Source organism: Dokdonella sp. (assembly GCF_019634815.1).
Taxonomy (GTDB): Bacteria; Pseudomonadota; Gammaproteobacteria; order Xanthomonadales; family Rhodanobacteraceae; genus Dokdonella_A.
On the sequence record NZ_JAHCAP010000004.1, the window covers coordinates 91,446 to 112,168 of the forward strand.

12 protein-coding genes and 1 riboswitch are annotated in these 20,723 nt (G+C 63.7%); of the genes, 5 read left to right on the plus strand and 7 right to left on the minus strand.

Going from position 1 to position 20,723, the window contains the following annotated elements; translation table 11 throughout:
- Positions 1 to 369: 369 nt before the first annotated feature.
- Both KF759_RS03595 and KF759_RS03600 read left to right on the plus strand, forming a co-directional pair.
- Positions 370 to 6,672 (plus strand): hypothetical protein, encoded by a 6,303-nt coding sequence (locus KF759_RS03595; protein WP_291223029.1) that lies wholly within the window; start codon positions 370 to 372, stop codon positions 6,670 to 6,672.
- Positions 6,673 to 6,976: 304 nt separating this feature from the next.
- A complete protein-coding gene (locus KF759_RS03600; protein WP_291223030.1) occupies positions 6,977 to 8,254 on the plus strand; it encodes a hypothetical protein in 1,278 nt (425 codons plus the stop codon).
- Positions 8,255 to 8,525: 271 nt separating this feature from the next.
- On the opposite strand, the gene parC is transcribed toward KF759_RS03600, so the two are convergent.
- From parC to KF759_RS03620, 4 genes are all read right to left on the minus strand, one after another.
- Complete coding sequence (parC, locus tag KF759_RS03605; RefSeq protein ID WP_291223031.1) at positions 8,526 to 10,766, minus strand: DNA topoisomerase IV subunit A; 2,241 nt, start codon at positions 10,764 to 10,766, stop codon at positions 8,526 to 8,528.
- Positions 10,767 to 11,045: 279 nt separating this feature from the next.
- Positions 11,046 to 13,586, minus strand: coding sequence for a serine/threonine-protein kinase (locus KF759_RS03610; protein WP_291223032.1), 2,541 nt, complete (start codon positions 13,584 to 13,586; stop codon positions 11,046 to 11,048).
- Entirely contained in the window at positions 13,583 to 14,251 is a 669-nt protein-coding gene (locus KF759_RS03615) for an ECF-type sigma factor (RefSeq protein WP_291223033.1), read from the minus strand. Before KF759_RS03615 ends, KF759_RS03610 begins: the two co-directional genes overlap by 4 nt.
- A gap of 445 nt (positions 14,252 to 14,696) precedes the next feature.
- Entirely contained in the window at positions 14,697 to 15,659 is a 963-nt protein-coding gene (locus tag KF759_RS03620; RefSeq protein ID WP_291223034.1) for a LysR family transcriptional regulator, read from the minus strand.
- A gap of 389 nt (positions 15,660 to 16,048) precedes the next feature.
- Here KF759_RS03620 and KF759_RS03625 point away from each other — a divergent pair, with 389 nt between their 5' ends.
- Both KF759_RS03625 and KF759_RS03630 read left to right on the plus strand, forming a co-directional pair.
- Positions 16,049 to 16,666: a DUF805 domain-containing protein gene (locus tag KF759_RS03625; RefSeq protein WP_291223035.1), complete on the plus strand. Its 618-nt coding sequence runs from the start codon at positions 16,049 to 16,051 to the stop codon at positions 16,664 to 16,666.
- Between the two features lie 127 nt (positions 16,667 to 16,793).
- The gene (locus tag KF759_RS03630) at positions 16,794 to 17,636 is read left to right on the plus strand and encodes a hypothetical protein (protein WP_291223036.1); all 843 of its coding nucleotides are present in this window, start codon (positions 16,794 to 16,796) and stop codon (positions 17,634 to 17,636) included.
- Between the two features lie 76 nt (positions 17,637 to 17,712).
- Here KF759_RS03630 and cfa read toward each other — a convergent pair whose 3' ends face one another.
- Genes cfa through crcB form a run of 3 tightly spaced genes read right to left on the minus strand, consistent with a single transcriptional unit; the run spans position 17,713 to position 19,597 of the window.
- Positions 17,713 to 18,831 (minus strand): cyclopropane fatty acyl phospholipid synthase, encoded by a 1,119-nt coding sequence (cfa, locus tag KF759_RS03635; RefSeq protein WP_291223037.1) that lies wholly within the window; start codon positions 18,829 to 18,831, stop codon positions 17,713 to 17,715.
- Positions 18,832 to 18,873: 42 nt separating this feature from the next.
- Positions 18,874 to 19,197, minus strand: a complete 324-nt coding sequence (locus KF759_RS03640; protein ID WP_291223038.1) for a DUF190 domain-containing protein — start codon at positions 19,195 to 19,197, stop codon at positions 18,874 to 18,876.
- 13 nt (positions 19,198 to 19,210) lie between these two features.
- Positions 19,211 to 19,597: a fluoride efflux transporter CrcB gene (gene crcB, locus KF759_RS03645; RefSeq protein WP_291223039.1), complete on the minus strand. Its 387-nt coding sequence runs from the start codon at positions 19,595 to 19,597 to the stop codon at positions 19,211 to 19,213.
- 77 nt (positions 19,598 to 19,674) lie between these two features.
- Positions 19,675 to 19,735: riboswitch (Fluoride riboswitch) on the minus strand.
- A gap of 76 nt (positions 19,736 to 19,811) precedes the next feature.
- On the opposite strand from crcB, the gene KF759_RS03650 reads away from it, so the two are divergent.
- Positions 19,812 to 20,696 carry a hypothetical protein gene (locus tag KF759_RS03650; RefSeq protein WP_291223040.1) on the plus strand — a complete coding sequence of 295 codons (885 nt, stop codon included), beginning with the start codon at positions 19,812 to 19,814 and terminating at the stop codon, positions 20,694 to 20,696.
- The last annotated feature ends 27 nt before the right edge of the window (positions 20,697 to 20,723 follow it).

Here is a 20,723-nt window from a genome sequence, read left to right on the forward strand (position 1 = left end):
GCCAAGACGACGCTATAGTCGGGACGTTCCGTGGTCTCGGCCAGACCCTGCGCAGGATCCTATCCGCGCAAGGTGGGCGGTGGTTTTCGCATGCATTCACTGGGGGATGCGCGTGGAAGGATGGAATTCAGCGACATTGCATGTCGCAACTGGGGCAAGCCTTGTTTCGAACTCGCGTTCGTCGGTGATCCGGCGTGCGCTTTTTTGCGTGACCGGGAAGCACCCGGTCTTCACTTCGTGGGGGTACACCGCATGAAACGTCTGATCAGAACGATGGGTTTCACGGCCGCGAGTGCCGTATTGGCGGCATTGTTGCCAGCCTTGGCATCCCATGCAGGGGAGCGCAAAGACAGAGTTGTTTCCGATCCATTGGCTTTTGACAGCCGCGGGGAAATTTCCGTCAAGAGCCTGCCGGCGGGTCCAACGGCTGCCAACGCCTACACTTTCGCGCAGTCTGTCGGCACCTACACCCCGATCAGCGGTGGCACGGTGCTCGCCACCAGCTGCGACGACAACAACTACAACGCCAACGCGATCCCGTTCACGTTCAACTACAACGGCACGGACTACACGCAGTTCAGCGTGAACTGCAACGGCTTTCTCGCGATGGGCGCGGCGGTCACGAGTTCGTATGCACCGCTCAGCACGGGCGTGACCAACAACGTGATCGTCGCGATGGGCATGGACCAGCAGACCAACGCGGCCAGCAGCGACCTGAGTTTCGATACCCTGGGTACCGCGCCCAATCGCGTGCTCGTCGTGCAGTGGAACAATTTCCGCAACTGGAACGCCACGGGCGACTCGTACAACTACCAGATCCGTCTGCACGAAACGAGCAACGTGATCGAGGTGGCCTATGGTGCCTTCACCAAGAATGCGAACAGTCGCACGCCGCAGGTCGGCCTTCGTGGCGCATCGAATGCGGATTTCAACAACCGCACCGGCACCGGCGCCTGGCAGGCCTCGACTGCTGGCGGCACGAATGCGGCAACACGCACTCTGAACCAGGCCAACCTGCCCGATCCCGGCCTGACCTGGACCTGGACGCCGCCGAATTTCCCGCCGGTCGTCAGTTTCATGCCACTGGCAAATACCACCAGCACCGCCAACCGCACGCTCGCTGGCGTGTCCATCGTTGATGCCGATGGCGTGAACTCGACCGCAGGCACCGCGCCGCGTGTCTACTTCAAGCGCGCCAGCGACGCCAATGCCTGGAACGACAACACCAGCGGCACCGACGGCTGGAAGTATGCCGAGGGCACGGCCAACGGTCCGGCGTTTGATTTCACCATTGATTACTCCCTGCTCAACGGTGGCACCGGTGTCAGTACTGGCGATCAGGTGCAATATTTCGTCGTCGCGCAGGATCTCGCTGCCACGCCGCTGGTCGGCATCTTCCCAGGCAGCTTTGCTGCAACCCCGGCGAGCGTCAATCTCGACGCAAGTGCCTTCCCGATCGGCGGCACGCCGGCCAGCTACATGATTTCCAGCCTGATGTCCGGCACCTACCAGGTGCCAGGTGCTTACGCCTCGCTGACCAACGCGGGCGGCATGTTCGAGGCGCTCAACAACAACATCCTGTCGGGCAACGTGGTGATCGAGATCGCAGGAGATCTGACCGCTGAAACGGGCGCCGTCATGTTGAACCAACTTGGCGAACAGCCGGCCGGCAGCAATTTCACGGTGACAATCATGCCGGTGGGTGCACCACGCGTGATTTCCGGCAGCTCCGCGTCGGCCTTGATCACGCTCAACGGCGCCGATCGCGTGACGGTCGACGGTTCGGCCAGCGGCGGCACGGACCGCAGTCTCACGGTCACCAATACATCGACCGCAGGCACGGTGTTCTGGCTGCGCAGCGCGGGCGTCGGCAATGGCGCGACGGACAACACGATCGAAAACTGCCTCATCAGCGGCGCCGGCGCCACGGTTGGCGGCATCCTCGCAAGCGGTACGGTGCTGGGCGGCGATGCCGAAGCGGCCAACTCCGACAACACGGTCCGCAACAATGTCATCACCAAGGTGCAGAACGCGATGTACCTGCGCGGTGGCGCAACGGCCGGTACCTTCGACCAGAACTGGCTGGTGACGGGCAATACCATGGGTTCGACGGTTGCCGCCGACAAGCTCAGCTACCGCGGCATGCTGATCGGCAACGCAGCGAACTTCACGATCAGCGGCAACACGGTGCAGGGTGTGGTGTCCTCCACCACCTCAACTTCGACGATGACTGGCATCCAGGTGGCCTTGGCCATTGGCGGTGGCCTGATCGAAGACAACCGCATCAGTGACATCAAGCAAACCAGCACCACGGGTTGGGGCAGCAACGGAATCTTCCTTGCTGCTTCCTCGGCAGCATCCGGCCTTGTTGTGGCAAACAACTTCGTCTCTGATGTGGCTTCCTATGGCTACGCCTCCGGCACCACGGCAACGGACAATGGCTACGGCATCATGGTCAACAGTGGCGGCGGTTATCAGATCGTCTTCAACAGCGTATTGCTGGCCACCGACCAAGCCAATGGTGGCGTGCCGGCGGCTATCAACTTCGCAGCCGGGTTGCCTGCAGCGTCGATCGATCTGCGCAACAACATCTTTGCCAACACGCAGACCACCGGCACCCGCTACGCGATCTACAGTAGTTCGGCCAACACGATCTTCGCGACGATCGACCACAACGATTACTACCCCGGGACCGGAAGCTTGGGCTATCTCGGTGCGGCCCAGACTACGCTCGGCGACTGGCAGACGGCGACGGGTCAGGATGCCGCTTCGATTTCGGGCGATCCGCTGTTTGTTTCGGCCACCGACCTGCACATCAGCACAGGCTCGCCCGCCATTGGCGCCGCTACGCCGATCGCGGCCGTCACCACCGATATCGATGGCGGCGTGCGCAATGCGACCACGCCGGACATCGGCGCCGATGAATTCGGCGTCGTGGCCCCGGTTACCCACACCGTGAGCACCGCAGCGGTTCCGGTTGCGGGCGGCTCCTTCACGCCGATTTCGGCCACGGTCATCAATGGCGCGACAACCACGTTCAACGTGGCGGCGAACATGGGTTACACCATCAACAGCGTGAGCGGTTGTGGTGGCTCGTTCGATACCGGCAGCGGCGTCTACACCACCGGCGCGATCACGGCCGATTGCACGGTCACCGCCAATTTCGACGTGGCGACACCAGCGACGATCAGTGTCACGCCGGCCAGCCTGAGCGCCTCGCAAGGTGCCGACGCGAACACCGCGCAGACGCTGACGATCGGCAACACCGGTGGCGGTACGCTCACTTGGTCGATCAACGAGCAAAACCTGCGTCCGTTGCCGGCGATGCCGTACTACCCGCACGTGGCGCAGCCTGCGAGCGAAAAAGTAGGCGCTCCGGCCGCGAACGTTCCAGCCCAGGCCAATGCGGGCACGGGTCCGCTCTGGGTTGCGCCGCTGGCCATGCTGCATGACAACGGCCCGCTGGTCACCAATGCAGGCGCCGGTGCGGGTGGCGCCGATGCCAGCGCATTGCAATTGACGAACACCGACTATGGCGCGAACATCTCGGTAGCCGCCGGCTTCCGCGCGGCCGACGATTTCACCGTGCCTTCCAGTGGCTGGAACATCAACACGGTTACGGTTTTCGTCTACCAGACCGGATCGACCACGACCTCGACGATCAATGCCGCCAACCTGCAGATCTGGGATGGCCCGCCGGGTCAGCCCAGCAGCAACGTGGTGTTTGGTGACACGGCCACCAACCGTTTGGCGAGCAGCGCCTTCACCAACATCTATCGCGTGACCTCGACGACCCTGACCAACAGTCAGCGTCCGATCATGGCGGTCGTGATGACCGTGGGTACCACGCTGCCTGCAGGAACCTACTGGCTCGACTGGCAGGTCGGCGGCTCGCTGGCTTCGGGTCCGTGGGGACCGGCGGTCACGATCGCCGGTGCCGCCGGCAAGCCGGGCGCCAACGCGATGCAGTTTGCGAATAGTGCATGGGGTCCGCTGACGGACAGCGGTTCGGCAGTTGCCCAGGATTACCCGTTCATCGTTGATGGGACCTCGGCCGTTCCCGCGTGTTCGACCACGGCCGACATGCCCTGGCTGTCGCTGAGCGCAACCTCGGGTTCCACCGCGGGTGGCGGCAGCTCGCCGGTCACGGTGACCTTCGACTCGACCGGCATGAGCGCGGGCACCTACGGCGGCAATTTGTGCGTGTCGAGCAACGATGCGGGCAATCCGATGGTCGCCGTGCCGGTCAGCATGACCGTGCTCGCCGCCCATACGGTGAGTACCGCGGTGACTGGAGACGGTACGATCTCGCCGACCTCGGCCACGGTCCTGAATGGCCAGACCACCACGTTCAACGTGGCAGCCAATACCGGCAACCACATCTTCAGCGTCACCGGTTGCGGCGGCAGCTTCGACACGGGCTCCGGCGTCTACACCACCGGCCCGATCACCGGAGACTGCACGGTGTCTGTGTTGATCATCCCCGACGGCGCCAGCAACGGCATCATCCATGCCGCCAATCTCAACCACGCAATCCAGGCGACCACGGGAGGCACCTCGATCAACATGATGACGAGTGCTTTCGACGATGCCGGTCCGATCAGCGGTGACTGGGATTACAACTTCTGGGCGTCCAGCGGTGCACTGCGGTTCTGGGGTGTGTCCACTCACAACGCGCAGATCGCGGTCGATGGCAGCGGCCAAGCGATTGCCTTCCACAACGGGGATCTGATCGGCCCGGCGCTCACGTTTGCGGGCAGCAACCATGTTCCGACTCCCGAATGGCTCGGTGGCACCATCGCCGCGCTCGGCATCAAGTTCGACTGCGATGCCCGTGGCTTGACCTATCCGGTTCCGGGTGGCGTCTGCTACGGCTTCATCCAGGTCTCGACCACGGCGCCGAACGGCTTCCCGGCTTCGATCATTGACACCACCTTCGATGGCGATGGTCTGCCGATCACGGTCACGGGCATAACGGTGCTCAACCCGCCGGCTGCGACCGTCACTCCGAGCGGGCTGTTCATGTCGGCACCTGCCAACGGCAATGCCACCGTGCCGATGAACATCGCCAATGCGGCCGGCAGCGCCTCGCTGACCTGGTCGATTGCTGCCCAACAGGCCAGCCTGCAGCCGCATGTCAGCAGCATCGGTGGTGACACCACCAAGAAGACGTTGCAGCGCAAGTCGATGCCCGACAATGCCAACATCCAGCCCAAGATCGATTGGCTGGCGGCGCATTCGAGCCCGAACCGCGCGATTGCCCAGGGCGGTCGTCATGGTGGCGTCACCAACCGGTCCACTCCGTGGATGCCGACCGGGTCGCTCGCCTTCATCCTCGATGACGGCAGCTACGAGAACAACATCGGTTGGGGCGACAGCGTGGCGGATGTCGAGAACAGCGCGGTTTGGCTCAACCGCTTCGGTGCCACCGGTGCGCTCAACGTCGACTCGGTATCGATCCTGTGGCCGACCAATACCAGCGGCACCCTGATCGGCAAGTCGGTCAACATCGTCGCCTACTACGACGCCGATGCCGATGGTGATCCGAGCAATGCGGTGCGTCTGGGTACCGACAATCCGCAAACGATCGTGTCGCTCGATGCCTACGAGACCTACGCGACGAACTTCAGCGTGCCGGGTTCGGGTGATGTCTACATCGGCTTCTTCAACACCTACGCCAATGGCGGCACCACGCCGATGCTGTTCCCGGCGGCGATCGATACCGATTCGGTCACCAGTGCCTCGTGGATCGCCGCAGCTTCGACTGGCGATGGCAATCTGAACCTTGGTGCCAACGATATCGTCGGCACGATCGACGATCTGAGCAGCGGCTCACTCACCGGTACCTGGCTGATCCGCGCCACGGCGACCGTGGGCGGCGGAGCCGGTCCGTGCACGGGTCCGGTGGTGTCTTGGCTGACCGCCACGCCCGCCAGTGGGACAGTCGTTGGTGGTGCAAACAGCACCGTCAATGTCACCGCCAACCCGGCGGCTGGCAGTCTCGCCCCCGGCAACTACTCGGCCGAGTTGTGCGTGACCACCAATGATCCGCTGCAGTCGCTGATCTCGGTGCCGGTGTCCCTCACGGTCACTGCGCCGCCGCCCGCGTTCTGTGATGGCGGCGCCGACGAGGTCTTCTGTGACGGCTTCGATCCGGTCGTTGCTGCCTGCACGCCGGCGCAATTGCTGGCGGACACGAGCTTCGAAGCGAGCTTGGCCGCGGGCACGCCGTGGGCGTCGACCTCGACGAACTTCGGGACGGCCTTGTGCGATGAAGCTGGGTGCGGGACGGGTGGCGGTACTGCCGCGCCCCGCACGGGCACTGTGTGGGCTTGGCTGGGTGGCGCAGGCACGAGTGCGGAAACTTCGACCGTGTCGCAGGCGGTGACGGTCCCCAGTGGCAGCCCGCGGTTCCTCAACTTCTACCTGCGTATCGGTTCCATCGGTGATGGCTCGACCAGCATGTCCGTGAAGGTCGACGGCACCGCCGTTCAGGCTTATCCGGAACCGGGTACGGCCGAGGCGGACTACAGCCTGCGCTCGGTGGACCTGAGCAGCTACGCAGATGGCAACTCGCACACCGTGTTGTTCGAGTACACCAGTGGGGGCACCGGCTCGTCGAACTACAGCATCGACGATGTCACGCTCGATTGCGCCGCTGGAACGCCGTAATCAACACAGGCACAGGCACAAGCCGGTGTTGCCTCGGGGCCTCCTTCGGGAGGCCCCTTTTCTTTGGTGCGCCTGATTGGGCGAGCCTGCGCGAAGGGGAATCCGGCCCCTGACAGGCTCGTGGACAGGTCCACAGGGAGAGGCTTGCCTTGAATCAAGGTTGCGTGTCGCGGCATGGAATCCTGCGGCAATGCGTGCAAGGATTCGATTCGCCCTTGTCGGGAATGTGCCTTTGCCCTCCTTGGACATCGGCTGGTTCGTGCATGCGGCACCCAGCCGAACCCTTCTTCAGGAGAATTTCCGCATGAAGCATCAGTCGCAGGCAGTATTCGGACTCTCGCTCGCCGGCATGGTCATTGCCGCAACCTGTCCAGCTTATGCGTTTGCCTCATCAATCACGGGCGGAACGCATGGACCCGCGCTTGCTTCCGCTGCGCCGAGCGGATCGCAGCCGCCGTCGATTACGGTGACACCGAGTGGCTTGGCCATGTCGGCTTCGATGCTTGGCAGCGCAACTGCGGAGTTGAACATCGCCAACGCGGTGGGCAGCGATGCGCTGACCTGGTCGATTTCGACACGGCAGGCGAACCTGTTGCGGAAACTGGGCAGCAGTTCATCCGTCACCACCTACAACGGCTTGCGGCGCAGCCCGATCGCGGCATTAGGCGGACACAGCTCCGCGATCTCGCGTGGCGGGCATCAGGGGGGTGTCGCCCAGCATGCGGCACCGTGGCTGCCCGCCGGCTCGATAGCATTCACCCTCGACGATGGCAGCTACGAGGACACCATCGGCTGGGGCGACAGCCAGGCCAATCTCGAGCGCAGTGCCTTGTGGCTCAATCGCTTCAGTGCTGCGGGCGCGCTGAACATCGATTCGGTTTCGATCCTCTGGCCAAGCAATTCCGGCGGCACCCTGGTTGGCAAGCAGATCAACATCGTCGCCTATTACGACGCCGATGCCGATGGTGATCCGACCAATGCTGCGCGTTTGGGCACCGACAACATCAAGTCGATCGCAGGCTTGAATGTCTTCGAGACCTATGCGGCAAATTTCAGTGTGCCCGCAGCGGGCGACGTCTATGTCGGCTTCTTCAGTACCTATGCCGATGATGGTTCGACTCCGATGCTGTTTCCGGCCGCGATCGACCTCGACTCGATCTCGCATGCATCCTGGATGGCTGCGAATTCCGCAGGTGACGGCAGTCTGGATCCGGGCGCCAACGACTTGATCGGCACGATCGAGGATCTCAGCGCCAACGCGGTGACCGGCACGTGGTTGATTCGCGCGACGGCAACTGAAGGTGGTGGCGGCGGGCCCTGCACGGGTCCGGTGGTTTCCTGGCTCTCGGCTGTTCCTGCGAGCGGTACGATGCCCGGTGGTGCCAACACCAATGTGAATGTCACCGCCACGCCGGGCGCCGCAAACCTGACGACTGGCAGCTACTCCGCGGAGCTGTGCGTGACCAGCAACGACCCGGTGCATCCACTGATTGCGGTGCCGGTGTCGCTGGTCGTCACACCCGACGAAGGCATTTTCTGCAGTGGCTTCGAGAGCGGTGAAGACGGGGTCTGCGGGGTCTGAGTCGGCGGCTCGATTTGCGCCGGCGCCTCATCCGGACCCCGGCTCGGATTGCCTGCATCGGCCGCTCCGGTGATGGCGATGACTTCGCTGGCCTGATCCGCTTCGAACCTCAGCCGACAGTGGCGCGGAGCACCGGCGCAAACCCTCCTCCCCTTCGGAGAAGGAGCCGGCAAGCAGAAGAACGTTCTTCGCCTTCACATTGAGCGACACAACGGCAGCAACTGCCGCGCGTCCAGCTGCAGCGGCGTGCCTTCGCCGTCACACCGACGCATCAAGCCGTGGTTTCGATGCGGTCCACGCGCTGCAGTCCGCGCGGGAGCAGAGCGCCACGCGCGGCGCGATGGCCACCGTATTCGACGAGGTCATTCCAGCGCAGCGTGAGCTTGCGCTGGCCGGCAAACAAGGTGACTTCGCCGCTGCCTTCGGCCACCACGGCGATACCGGTCACACGCTCGCCGTCGGCGAGCCTGGACTTGGGAATTTCGACCAATTTGTTGCCCTTGCCGCCCTTGTCGAGTTCGGGCAGTTCGGCGACCGAGAACATCAACAGGTGTCCGGCATTGGTGACCACGACGATGCGATCGCGCGCGCTGTCGGCAACCGCAGCCGGTGCCACCACATGCGCACGCTCGTCGAGGCTGATGACCTGCTTGCCAGCCTTCTTGTTGGCGAGCAGGGACTCGAACGGCATGACGAAGCCGTAGCCGAAGTCGTTGGCGAGTACGAGTTTGCTGCCGGGCTCGCCGAGTGCGAGCGCTTCGAATTGCGCGCCCGCAGGCAAGCTGAAGCGTCCGGTGAGCGGTTCACCATTTCCGCGCGCCGAGGGCAGGGTGTGTGCGGGCGCGCTGTAGCTGCGCCCACTTGAATCGATGAAGGCGACTGACTGGGTAGTGCGGCCGCGTGCGCTGGCCAGATAGCCATCGCCTTCGCGGTAACCCAGTTCGCGCGCGTCGATTTCGTGTCCCTTGGCAGCGCGCACCCAACCCTTGGCCGAGAGGATCACGGTGATCGGCTCGCTGGCAACCAGCGCGGTTTCGTCGAGCGCCTGCGCAGCGGCGCGTGCGACCAATGGCGAGCGGCGCGCATCGCCGTACTTCTCGGCATCCTTGCGCAGTTCGTCCTTGAGCAGGGTCTTCAATCGCGCCTTGGAGCCAAGGACCACGTTGATGCGCGCGCGTTCTTCCTCGAGCTCGTCGCGCTCGGCATTGATCTTCATTTCCTCGAGTCGCGCGAGCTGGCGCAGGCGCGTTTCGAGAATGTAGTCGGCTTGCATCTCGCTCAGGCCGAAACGCGCCATCAACACCGGCTTGGGCTCGTCCTCGCTGCGCACGATGCGAATGACTTCGTCGAGGTTGAGAAAGGCAACGCGCAGGCCTTCGAGGAGGTGCAGGCGGCGTTCGACCCTTTCGAGTCGGTGCTGCAGGCGGCGCGTTACCGTGTCGGCGCGAAAGCGCAGCCACTCGGCGAGGATCTGCTTGAGATTCTTGACCTGCGGTTTGCCGTCGAGGCCGATCATGTTGAGGTTGACGCGGTAACTCTTTTCCAGGTCGGTGGTGGCGTTGAGATGCTGCATCATCTCGTCGAGATCGATGCGGCTCGTGCGCGGAATCAGCACGATGCGGATCGGATTCTCGTGATCGGACTCGTCGCGGATGTCCTCGAGCATCGGCAGCTTCTTGGCGCGCATCTGCGCCGCGATCTGCTCGAGAATCTTCGAGGGCGACACCTGCCATGGCAGCGCCGTGACCACGACGTTGCCGTCTTCCTTGCGCCACACCGCGCGGCAGCGCACCGAGCCGATACCGGTCGCGTACATTGCCGCCAGTTCACTGGCCGGGGTGATGATTTCGGCGGCGGTGGGGAAGTCCGGCCCCTTCACGTGCTCGCCAAGCTCGGCGATGCTCACCTCGGGCTCGTCGAGCAGGCGAATGCAGGCACTGGCCACCTCACGCAGATTGTGCGGCGGAATGTCGGTGGCCATGCCGACCGCAATGCCGGTCGAACCATTGAGCAACACGTGCGGCACGCGCGCGGGCAGCCACGACGGTTCCTTGAGTGTGCCGTCGAAATTGGGCACCCACTCAACCGTACCCTGGACGAGTTCATCGAGCAGGAGCTGAGCCATCGGCGTGAGGCGCGACTCGGTGTAGCGCATCGCCGCGAACGACTTGGGATCATCCTGCGAACCGAAGTTGCCCTGGCCGTCGATCAGCGGATAGCGATAGGAGAACGGCTGTGCCATCAGCACCATCGCCTCGTAGCAGGCGCTGTCGCCGTGCGGATGGAACTTGCCGATCACGTCACCGACCGTGCGCGCCGACTTCTTGGGTTTGGCGCTCGCATCCAGCCCCAGTTCGCTCATCGAATAGACGATGCGCCGCTGCACCGGCTTGAGGCCATCGCCGACGAAGGGCAGGGCGCGATCGAGCACGACATACATCGAATAGTCGAGGTAGGCGCGCTCGGCATAGTCCTTGAGCGGGATTTGTTCGTGGTTGGTCTGCAGGTTCATTGCGCCGGTCGTCGAGACAATCGGTCAATTTTGCCGGAAAGCGATGCGGAAGTGGCACTGGCTTGCGCCTGCAGGCCGCGCTGCGCCCTGCCGGATCGCAGCGTGTCGGTCCGCTCGCAAGGCCGGCGGAACGGCAGAGGAAGCTGCTGCGGGCGGCGTATCCGCGATCGCGCGCATCCAGTGCTCGCCGAGGCCGGCGCGCCGGCATGGAGCAGGCAGGCAATGACGGGACCTTGGCGCAAGCCATCAGCATGGACCTTGAACGGCCGTGCGAACGCTTCAGTGCATTGCGTCCAGCCCATTGGCTTGCGCGCGCGTGAAGAGAGGCGAGTCGCCATACACCTGCCGAAATCCCACGACGGCCAGTTCGCGCCGCGCACGCGCTTGCATGCGCAGGCCTTGCGCCGCAAGGATGTCGGCGAGATAGGCATCGATCCAGCCAAGTTTTTCGCCGCCGGCCGGGTGGAGCGTGAGGAATTGCGCGCGAGCGGCGCGCACTTGGTGTTCACCTGCGACTGCATTGCCTGCCTGCGCCATGGCTGCGCCATGTGCCGCCTGCGCGAGCGCCAGATTGCCCGCGTTGCCCGCCGCGCGGGAAATGTCGGCCTGCAACTGTTCGCGTGCCGTGGCCAGTGTTTGCAGCGCTGCCGGATCCTTGTCTTGCAATTGCACGCGCCCGAGATTCAGTTCGGCGTTGCCAAGAGCCGGCGATTTCGCCGCATGCAGGATTGCGATCGCCGACTGCAGGTTTGTGCGCGCCGCGGCAAGGTCGCCGGCCAGCCATTGAGCCTGGCCCAAGGCCGATTGCACGATGCCGATGTGCGCCGCTCCCGGCTTGAAATTTGCGCGTGCGATGCGCAGCGCGTTTGCCAAGGTCTTGCTGCCTGCATCGACGTCGCCGGTCTTGCTCTGGGCCAGGCCCAGGCCCAGATCGACATACGCGAAACGAGCGTGATCGGGTCCGAGGGTGCGCGCAAGCATCGCGTGTGCGCGCTGCATCAGCGCGCGCGCCTGCTGGTAGTGTTCCTGATACAAGGCACAAGCGCCCACGTCGTACAGGTCCATGGCGATTGCCGGGCTCTCGGGGCCTTCGTGGGCGATTCGCTCGCGCAGAACCCGCTCGTACCACCGCTGGCCCGTGGAAAAATCGCTGCGGCGATTGGCCATTTTCGCCAGCCCCGTCATGGTGGCCATGCGTTCGTCGCGATAGGCATCGCCAGCATTTTCGAGCAGCCCCCAGGATTGTTCGAAGAGCGAGCGCGCAGCTTCGATGTCGCCGCTGTCCTCCCTGGTTTGCGCGAGGTTGGCAAGCGCGACCCCGACTTCGCTGGAGCGCTCTCCATGCAACTGTCGCGCTTGTTCCAGGTTGCGTTCTTGCAGTTGGGTGGCGAGCTTCGACTCGCCCACGCGCGCCAGTGCGTTGGCGACGATCTGGCGCAACTGGAGTTGCTCTTCCGGGGCCGAGAAAAATTCGTTGTCGATGCGTTTTGCAGCGCGCTCGAGCAGATCGACATTGCCTTTTGTGGCCGGCGTCGGCTGGAATGGATTGGCGTCGTTGAGGAGGGCGACCATGAACGCCCTGCTGTGCTCGGCGCGCGCTGCCATGCGCGTGGCATTGCGCGCTTGCCACAGTGCGAAGCCGGTGGTGCCGATCAGCGCGAGCGCAACGAATCCGGCAATGCTCACTGCGACAAGGTTGCGAGCCACGAAGCGCGTGGCGACATAAGCCGCGCTTGGGCGCGCTATGGCCAGCGGACGGTATTCGAGCCAGCGACGCAGATCGTCACGCAAGTGCAAGGACGAGGCGTAGCGACGCTCCGGAGCGGGGGAGATCGCATGGGCAATGATGCGACCGAGATCGCCGCGCAAGTCTTGCCGGGTGGCCAGCGAATGCGGCGTGGTGGTGGCGGCGCGTTCCAGCTCGGCCGTGGTCCAGTCCTCGCTCGTGCTTGTTCGGTCCAATGTCGACAGGCGTGTGCCGGAGACAAGTTCGAACAACATTAGTCCGAGCGCGTGGATGTCGGTGGCGGTCGTCGTGGGCTCGCCTCGCAGTTGCTCGGGTGCCGCGTATTCAGGCGTGAACACGCGTGTCGCGGAAGTCTGATCGGCATCGGGTTCGAGAATCAGGGCGATGCCGAAATCCAGCAGCTTGACCGTGCCATCCGAGGCAACCAGCACGTTGGATGGCTTGAGATCGCGATGCACGACCCGTTGCGAATGGGCATGCGCGACCGCCATGCAGACCTGTTCGAACAGGCGCACGCGCGCGCGCAGGTCCAGTCCTTGCTGGCGGCAATGCTCGAGCAAGGACAAGCCATCGACGTATTCCATTGCCATCCAGGCGTAGCGGGCATCGGCTCCGGCATCGATGAATGCGGTGATGTTGGGATGGCTGAGTGCGGCCAGTGCGCGGCGTTCGCGGCCGACCAGGCGTGGCATGCGCAGCGCATGGCCGTCGAGCAATTTCAGTGCGACCCGCTGGGTGAACTCTGCATTGGCGCGTTCGGCCAGATGGACTTCGCCCATGCCGCCTCTGCCCAGGAGGCGCAGCAGCCGGAAGGGTCCGACTTGCGTCGGAGGGTCTGCTGGCGGGTCGGGCAGCGCGCGCGGCATCGCGCCAGCCAATTCCTCGGTCTCTTCATCCGCATCCAAGGCCAGCAAGGCGCGTGCATCCGCGGCCAGTTTCGGGTTTGCCAAAGAGGCCTCGCGCAGGATGTCGGCCGCTGAGCCCGTCTCGCGTCCGTTCACGCAGGCAATCAGTTCGCGCAGCCGGCGCCAATGCGCGGCATCGTAGAGGGGCTGGCCGGTGTTCAGGCTCATTCGATCCCAAGTGCCAGGCGCAGATAGTTGCGCGCAACGCCCAGCTCCCGTTGCACGGTGCGTTCGCTGACGCCGCGAAGTTGCGCGATCTGTGCCGTGCTCAAGCCTGCGAACACGCGCCAGGAAATCATTTCGGCCAGCTCGCTGTCCTGACCGTCAAGGGCATTCAAGGCCTGGTCGATGGCCAGCGCCTGTTCGGCATCGAGCGCGGGATCGGCAACGCCAGCCTCATCCAATTGGGCGTGCAGGAGGCCGCCGCCGCGCTTCTGTGCCAGCCGCTCCCTTGCGTGATCGATCACGGTCTGCCGCATCGCGCGGGCCGCCAGACTGAAAAAATGACGACGATCATTGATGTCGACGCGCGTGCCTTCGGAAAGCTTGAGAAAGGCTTCGCTGACGAGCGCGGTCGGGGTCAGCGTCTGCGCCGGATCGCGGCCAAGCTGGCGTGCCGCTATGCGTCTGAGTTGCGAATACACGAGTGCATATGCACGCCCGCTGGCGGCAAGGTCGCCGCTGCCGGCCTCGCGCAGCCATTGTGTCAGGGGAAGCTGATTGGCAGCTTCCTTCTCGCGAGCCTCGTTGCCGCTGGATCCGACCATGCGATGCAGGTGCGCAGGGGCCGGGTCATTCGGGCAGCGGAACCGCAGCAGCACGGCAGTATTCATGGCGAGGGCAAACCTCTGGCTGTGGCATCGGGTGGTATGTGGATTGCGCGCCGTGCATCACGCCCGCGCGCACAGTCTGCGAATGCTTGCAGCCGCGCAGGCATGCCCAACGAGGGGCGCCACGCACGAGGCGGCATGCAACAGCCCAATCCAGCGTGACTGGATGCGGGCGAACCGGACCACGGCGCAAAGTCGCCGATCTCGCATGTGCTGGCGCGCGGGCAATGCCGTCGGGGCCGAAGCGGCAAGCCGGTTGCAGCTGCGACAGACGCCTTCGGAGGGGTGGTCGGATGGCAAGCTTCAATCGTCACTGCGCGCTGCCCTGGCGGAGCCGGATCAATGGCAGTGTCGAGACGTGGCTTCGGCACGTCCAATGAAAGCTTGCAATGCGGCGATAGGGAAGGCTTATGCCGATAACCGCAAGGAATCGGTCTATTACCGCAGGCTATTGCCCGTCGACGGGCCGCACGCGGCGGCGATTGGCCGCCACCAGGGCATCGTCGGCGATGGCGCCGTCACCGTCGCCTTGCATGCGATTGTAGGCGAGCAAGGCGGGGCATTCGCGGGTCAGCGTGTCGATGACTGCATGCTGCAGGCGCGTGTAGTAAGCCTGTTTGTGGAATTGCAGGATCACCGGAACTTCAAATGGACGATAGCCCGCCACCGCGCGCACATTGTGCTCGGGTTTGACCAGGTGAACCGGTACCACGGCGCGGCCGATGCCTTCGGATACGGCATCGATCAGGCCGTAGATGTCATCGAAGTAGGCACGCAACATTTTCGGCACCGTGGCGCCTGTTTGACTGAGAAAGAATCTCTCGGTGAAGTTGTCGCGCGGCTCGTGGTCGATGTAGCAGTCCTCGCGGCTGTCGTAGCGTGCTGATTCGATCAGCACGTTGCGCTCGATGCCGATTTGCAGGTTTTCCACGCCCATGCGTTCGCATTCTGCCAATGAGACGACGAAGTCGACCTTGCCGTCCGCGAGCCAGTCATGCAATTCATTGGCTTCGGTTTTGAAGGTTTGGCAAGACAGGCGCGGATGCGCACGCAGCAGTGTGCCCAGTGCCGGCACGATCACCGAGCGCAGTGCCGAAGAGAACGAAGCGATGCGAAAGAACCCGGCCAGGCTCCGCTCGCTTCCGTCGCCCATCAGACTGGCGAGCAATTCGGCTTCATGGTGCGCGATGGTCGCGCCGTAGCGTTGCAGCATGCGCCCCGGCTCGGTGAGTTCCAGTCCGCCGTGCAGACGCGCGAACAAGACCTGCTCGAGCGCTTCCTCCAGCCCCTGGATGCGCTTGGTCAGCGCTGGCTGGGTAATGTTGAGAAGTTGCGCCGCGCGTGAAAAATTGAGTTCGCGCGCAAGCGTCATGAACGATTCGATCTGAATCGATGACAGGCGTGTGCCCACGATGCCACCCCTTCCCCAATCCCTGCCAACAATCATAACAGCCAGTCATCGCGTCATTCGCGCAGTTTATGGCGGTCGCGCCGCGTGGATCGCTGCGCATCCAGCCCCAGGCAAGCCGTCAAGGCGGCAACCAGCTTGTGCGGGGGTGTCGCGCAGGCGGCCCGGGCCGCGAACGGACGATCCTCAATCTTGCGAACGTTGGCGGGCGGCTGTCGGATTTGTCGGTGAATTGCGTTTCCAACTGCACGGAACGGCCGTGGCTCGGTGCAGGAAGCGGGCGCTGGAGAGCCGCCGCGCATGGGTGCGACTGAAGGGGATTCCACCGGAGCGATGGACCTTCGGAGCGCACGGAGACCTGTTCGATCCGCCGCGGGCAGGTGTTTTTCCTGATGTTCCTGGTATTCGAGGGCGGAACGGAAGGCAGCTGTCACCTGAATGCGCCGATTTGCGTTATTCGAAGGTCAAGGAGTCGCACAAGGTGGGCGCAGGGAATGCAAGCCTGCTGGATCGGGCCTGCAGGGATCGGCGAGGCCGCTAGGGAGCAGGTTGAAAGATGGAAAAGCCAGGGTATTCACGCGGCGCGAACGGCGCCGGAGCAAGCTGACATCAACGAGGGAGGGTATTCCATGAGTTTGACGCAATTGCTGTTTTCGTTCGAGGGTCGGGTTGGGCGCGCGCCTTATTGGTATTTCGTGCTGGCCGTGACGGTGCTCTTTGGCGCGGTCTTCGCGATCGTCGGTGTCTCGCTGTTCAATGCCATGGCGGCCGGTGCTGATGCCGGGGCTGCCCCGAGTCCCGGAATGGCCGCCGCCGTACCCCTGTTGTCCCTGCTGTTGTTGTGGCCGAGTCTGGCGATCTGCGCCAAGCGCTGGCATGACGTCGACAAGTCGGCCTGGTGGATTCTGATCGGCTTGGTGCCCGTCGTCGGCGGACTGATCGCATTGGTGTTCAACGGTTTCATCGCCGGAACGCCGGGCGCCAATCGTTACGGAAACCCGCCTGCCTGAAGAGTCACCCCGCGGCTTGCCGCGCCGTCGACCTGCCCATTGCAAGTCGGCGGCGTGGCGAACTGTATTGCCGCGCGCGGGCGTGGCGACCGGTTGGTCGGGATTGAAACTGTCGAGGAGTGCGCAAATGAAAACGTGGGTTCGATTGATTCCGGCATCCCTGCTGCTTGGCTGCGGCGCTGTTTTCGCATCAGGCTCTGGCACCTTGTATCAGCAAGGCGAGGCAACCGTCCTCAAGAATGCCTATGCATTCCGGCTGGCCGATCCATTCGAGGCCGGCAAGCAGATCACCCGGGTGGTATTCGCCGACCAACCGATTGACGCGGCGACACTCGACGATTCCTCTGATCGGGACAGCGCGATCGACGACATGCTGCGCCAGGCCACGCGGATCGAGCTCAATATCGAAGCGGATGGCAGCGTTCAGAACGTAAACCTGAAAACCCTTTCGGGCAGCGGTTCGCAAAGCGGCAGTGGCTGGTACACGCTTGATCTCAAGCACAACGACGACAAGCGCATTGAAGGCACATTCCGCAGCAACGACGAGTCTGACAAGCAGAACGGTCGTTACTACGATCTCGCCTTTGCCCTGGACTTGCCAGGCGCGCCCAATCTCGGCACGCCGCTGCCAGCCGGAGGCGGCGAGCAGGGCAAGGTCTATCTTTCGCACCTGGCGATGCTCAAGAAGGGCGATATCGACGGCCTCGCCAAGACCATGTCCAAACAGCGCGCAGAGCAATTGCTTGCCCATCGCGGCGATGCCGATTTCAAGATGATGTTCGGCTTCATCCAGAGTCGGGCCTTGCGCGATCCAAAGTACGTCAAGGGGCACGTCAAGGGTGATGCCGCGACGCTCGAATACACTGGCAAGGACGAGGAAGGCAATGTCGTGACGACCACGGTGTCGATGAAGCGCGAAGCGGGCGCCTGGAAGATTGAAAAGGAAGCTTCGAGCACCACGCTGAATTGAGTGGCGACAGGGGGTGTTCCGTGCTGGCGAGATGCCAAAATGCATCGCGCCAGAAGACTCTCAGGTTCCCGGCCGTTCAGCGCGGCGCGCGATAGCCGCCGCGCATGCCGCGCGGGCTCAGCACGAGTTGCCAGAGCTGGTCGCGGCGACTGCGGAACACGGCTGCCGAGGCCGACAGGTAGTAGCGCCACATGCGGCGGAAGCGTTCATCGTAACGTGCACGCAAGCCAGGCCAGGCGGCGTCGAAATTGTCGCGCCAGGCCATCAGCGTGCGATCGTAATCGGCGCCGAAATTGTGCCAATCCTCGATCACGAACAGGTGTTCCCGCGCTTGGGCAATCTGTTCGGCCGAAGGCAGCATCGAGTTGGGAAAAATGTATTTTGCAATCCACGGATCGGTGTGGTTGCTGGACACGTTTGCGCCGATGCAATGCAACAGGGCGAGGCCATCGTCGACGAGGCAGCGGCGTTTGACTTCAAAGTAGGTGCGGTAGTTTTTCACGCCGACATGTTCGAACATGCCGATCGAGAATACCCGGTCGAATCGTTCGTCCAGTTCGCGGTAGTCCTGCACCCGGATTTCGATCGGCAATCCCGCACACAGACGCCGCGCAAAGTCGGCTTGCTCGTGCGACACGGTGACGCCGACTCCGGCAACGCCGTAGCGTTCGGCCGCGAACTTGAGCGCCTCGCCCCAACCGCAGCCAATGTCGAGCACGCGCATGCCCGGTTCGAGCTGCAGCTTGCGGCAGACCAGATCAAGCTTGGCTTCCTGCGCGGCGTCGAGATCGCTGGCGTCCTTCCAGTAGCCGCATGAATACACCAGTCGCCTGCCGAGCATGGCCTCGAACAGATCATTGCCCAGATCATAGTGGCGCTCGCCGATGGTGAAGGCGCGCCGGCCCTGCTGCAGATTGAACAGGCCGGACTTCAACCACAACCACAGATCATCGATGCCGTGCACGCGCTCGTCGAGGTGCGCGTCGAGGAGCCGAAACAGGAAACCGTCGAGGTCCCCGACATCCCACCAACCGTCCATGTAGGTTTCACCCAGGCCGAGCGAGCCATGCGTGATCAGTCGCTGGAACAGACGCGCGTCGTGGACTTGCAAGTCGCTGGCGGCAGGACCATCAACCTGCACACCCGCCTGCGCGAGCAGTTTGTCGATGCGGACGTTGGCGGCGGACGCGGCCATGCATTGGAAATGCAGTCGATCGTGCACTTTGCAAGTACGCACTCAGCCCGTAGTCGGGCTGGTGCCGAATTCGATCGCGCTGCGGACGTGGAACAAGGGCAGGTGCTCGCCCTCGACCAGAGCCAGCAATTGATCGGCCTGCCGCGTGTCGACGATGAACTCGACCATCATCGTCGATTGACCGGCGAGTTCGAAGAAGTGTTGCTCGTTCAGCACGTGATGTCGGCCAAAGCCGGCCACGGCCCTGAAGGCCGAACCGCCCGGCACGTCATGGGCGCGGGCAGTTTCGAGCAGCCATTGGTAGAGCGGGCGGCCGGCGTGGCGCTGGCTCTCATGAACGTAGAAACGCAATGACCAGCCGTGCATGGATGTCTCCCGATCAAGTGCGCAGCAAGGTGCGGGCAATCTGGATGCCGGCAAAGGTAAGCAGCAGCGAGCCGAGCACGTGTGCGCCGACGGCCGCTGCAGCCCAGCCGTATTGCTGGCGCAGGAACAAGGTGACGGTTTCGCCGGAGAACGTCGAAAACGTCGTCAGCCCGCCGAGAAAGCCGGTGGTCAGGGCCAGGCGCCAGGCCACGGGCAGGGCCTCGAAATGCGCGAACAACCCCAAGGCCAGACCCATGATGAGGCCGCCGACCAGGTTGGCGGTGAGCGTGCCCAGCGGCAATTGCGGAAACAGTGGATCGAGCGTGAGGCCGAGCAGCCAGCGCAGCACCGCGCCTGCAAAGGCTCCGAATCCCACCGCCAGAAACGCCATTGCTTGCATCGCAGTCCTCGTCGGGTCGAGGCTGCAGAAGCGGGAGGTGATTGGGCACGCCACCTGACCGATTCCGCCGCCGGAAATCGTGGTCAGGCATCATCAGCCTTGCGGCGGTTCGCGGAGGATGCCATCTCCGTCGTGCCATCATGCCAGCGCCGCGGCGCCATGCCAATCAGGCCGCGTGCTACATTCACTGACCGTTTCGTCGCCGGAGGTGCGCATGAGAGTCTGGGCGACATTCGCGCTTGCATCCCTGGTTATGGCCACGCCAGGCCACGCCGCCGACAAGCGCGATCCGCTGCGGATTGCGCTCAAGGCGCCAGCGCATGTGGAAAGCGAGTTCGAATTCGATACCGTGCCCGCGCGCAGCCTCGGCGTGCGCGCCGATGCGGGCGCCTGTCAGGTTGCCGGTGGCACGATCGGTTTCGCGAGTTCCGATGACGAACGCCTGTATCCGATCATCGCCACCAATGCGCTTGCGCCCTTCATCGAGGAGGTTGCGCGCAAGGTATTGACGGCGTGGGGAGTGGACGTGACCTCGTCCAGGGACGGCAGCCTGCAACTGCGTTGCCTGAACTTGAGCATCGAGCATCGCAATCGCGCCGTCGGTGCGACCTATGCTGGCGAAATCCGCATGGAATGGACCCTGCTCAACCGCAACGGGCAAGGCATTGCGCACGGTGTGATCACGGCCGCGGTTGACCACTACGGCCTCGGCCGCAGCGCCGTGAACGTCAACCAGACCCTTGCCGACACCATCGGCAGTGCGCTCGATCAGGCCTCGAACGAGCCTGGTTTCGCCAAGCTCTGGTCCGATGCATTCCAGAAGAACGTGGTCGAGCCGGCGTCGGAAAAGCCTGCGCCGGTGAAGGCGCCCGCAACGAAAACAAGTGTCGTGCGGCCAACGCCGGTGCGTTCGAGCGCGCCCAAGGCATCCTCCGAGGCGCCCGTGGCGAGCACGCCGGGTACCGCAACGGGATTGTCGTCGCAGTCCAGGCGCAGTGTCGAAGAGCGCTTGCGCGAGCTCGACAGTCTCTACGAGCGCAAGGCGATCACGCGCGCCAAGTATGAAAAGCGCCGCGCGCAGATTCTCGACGAGCGGTGAGCGGCCGATGAATCGTCCGGCAATGGC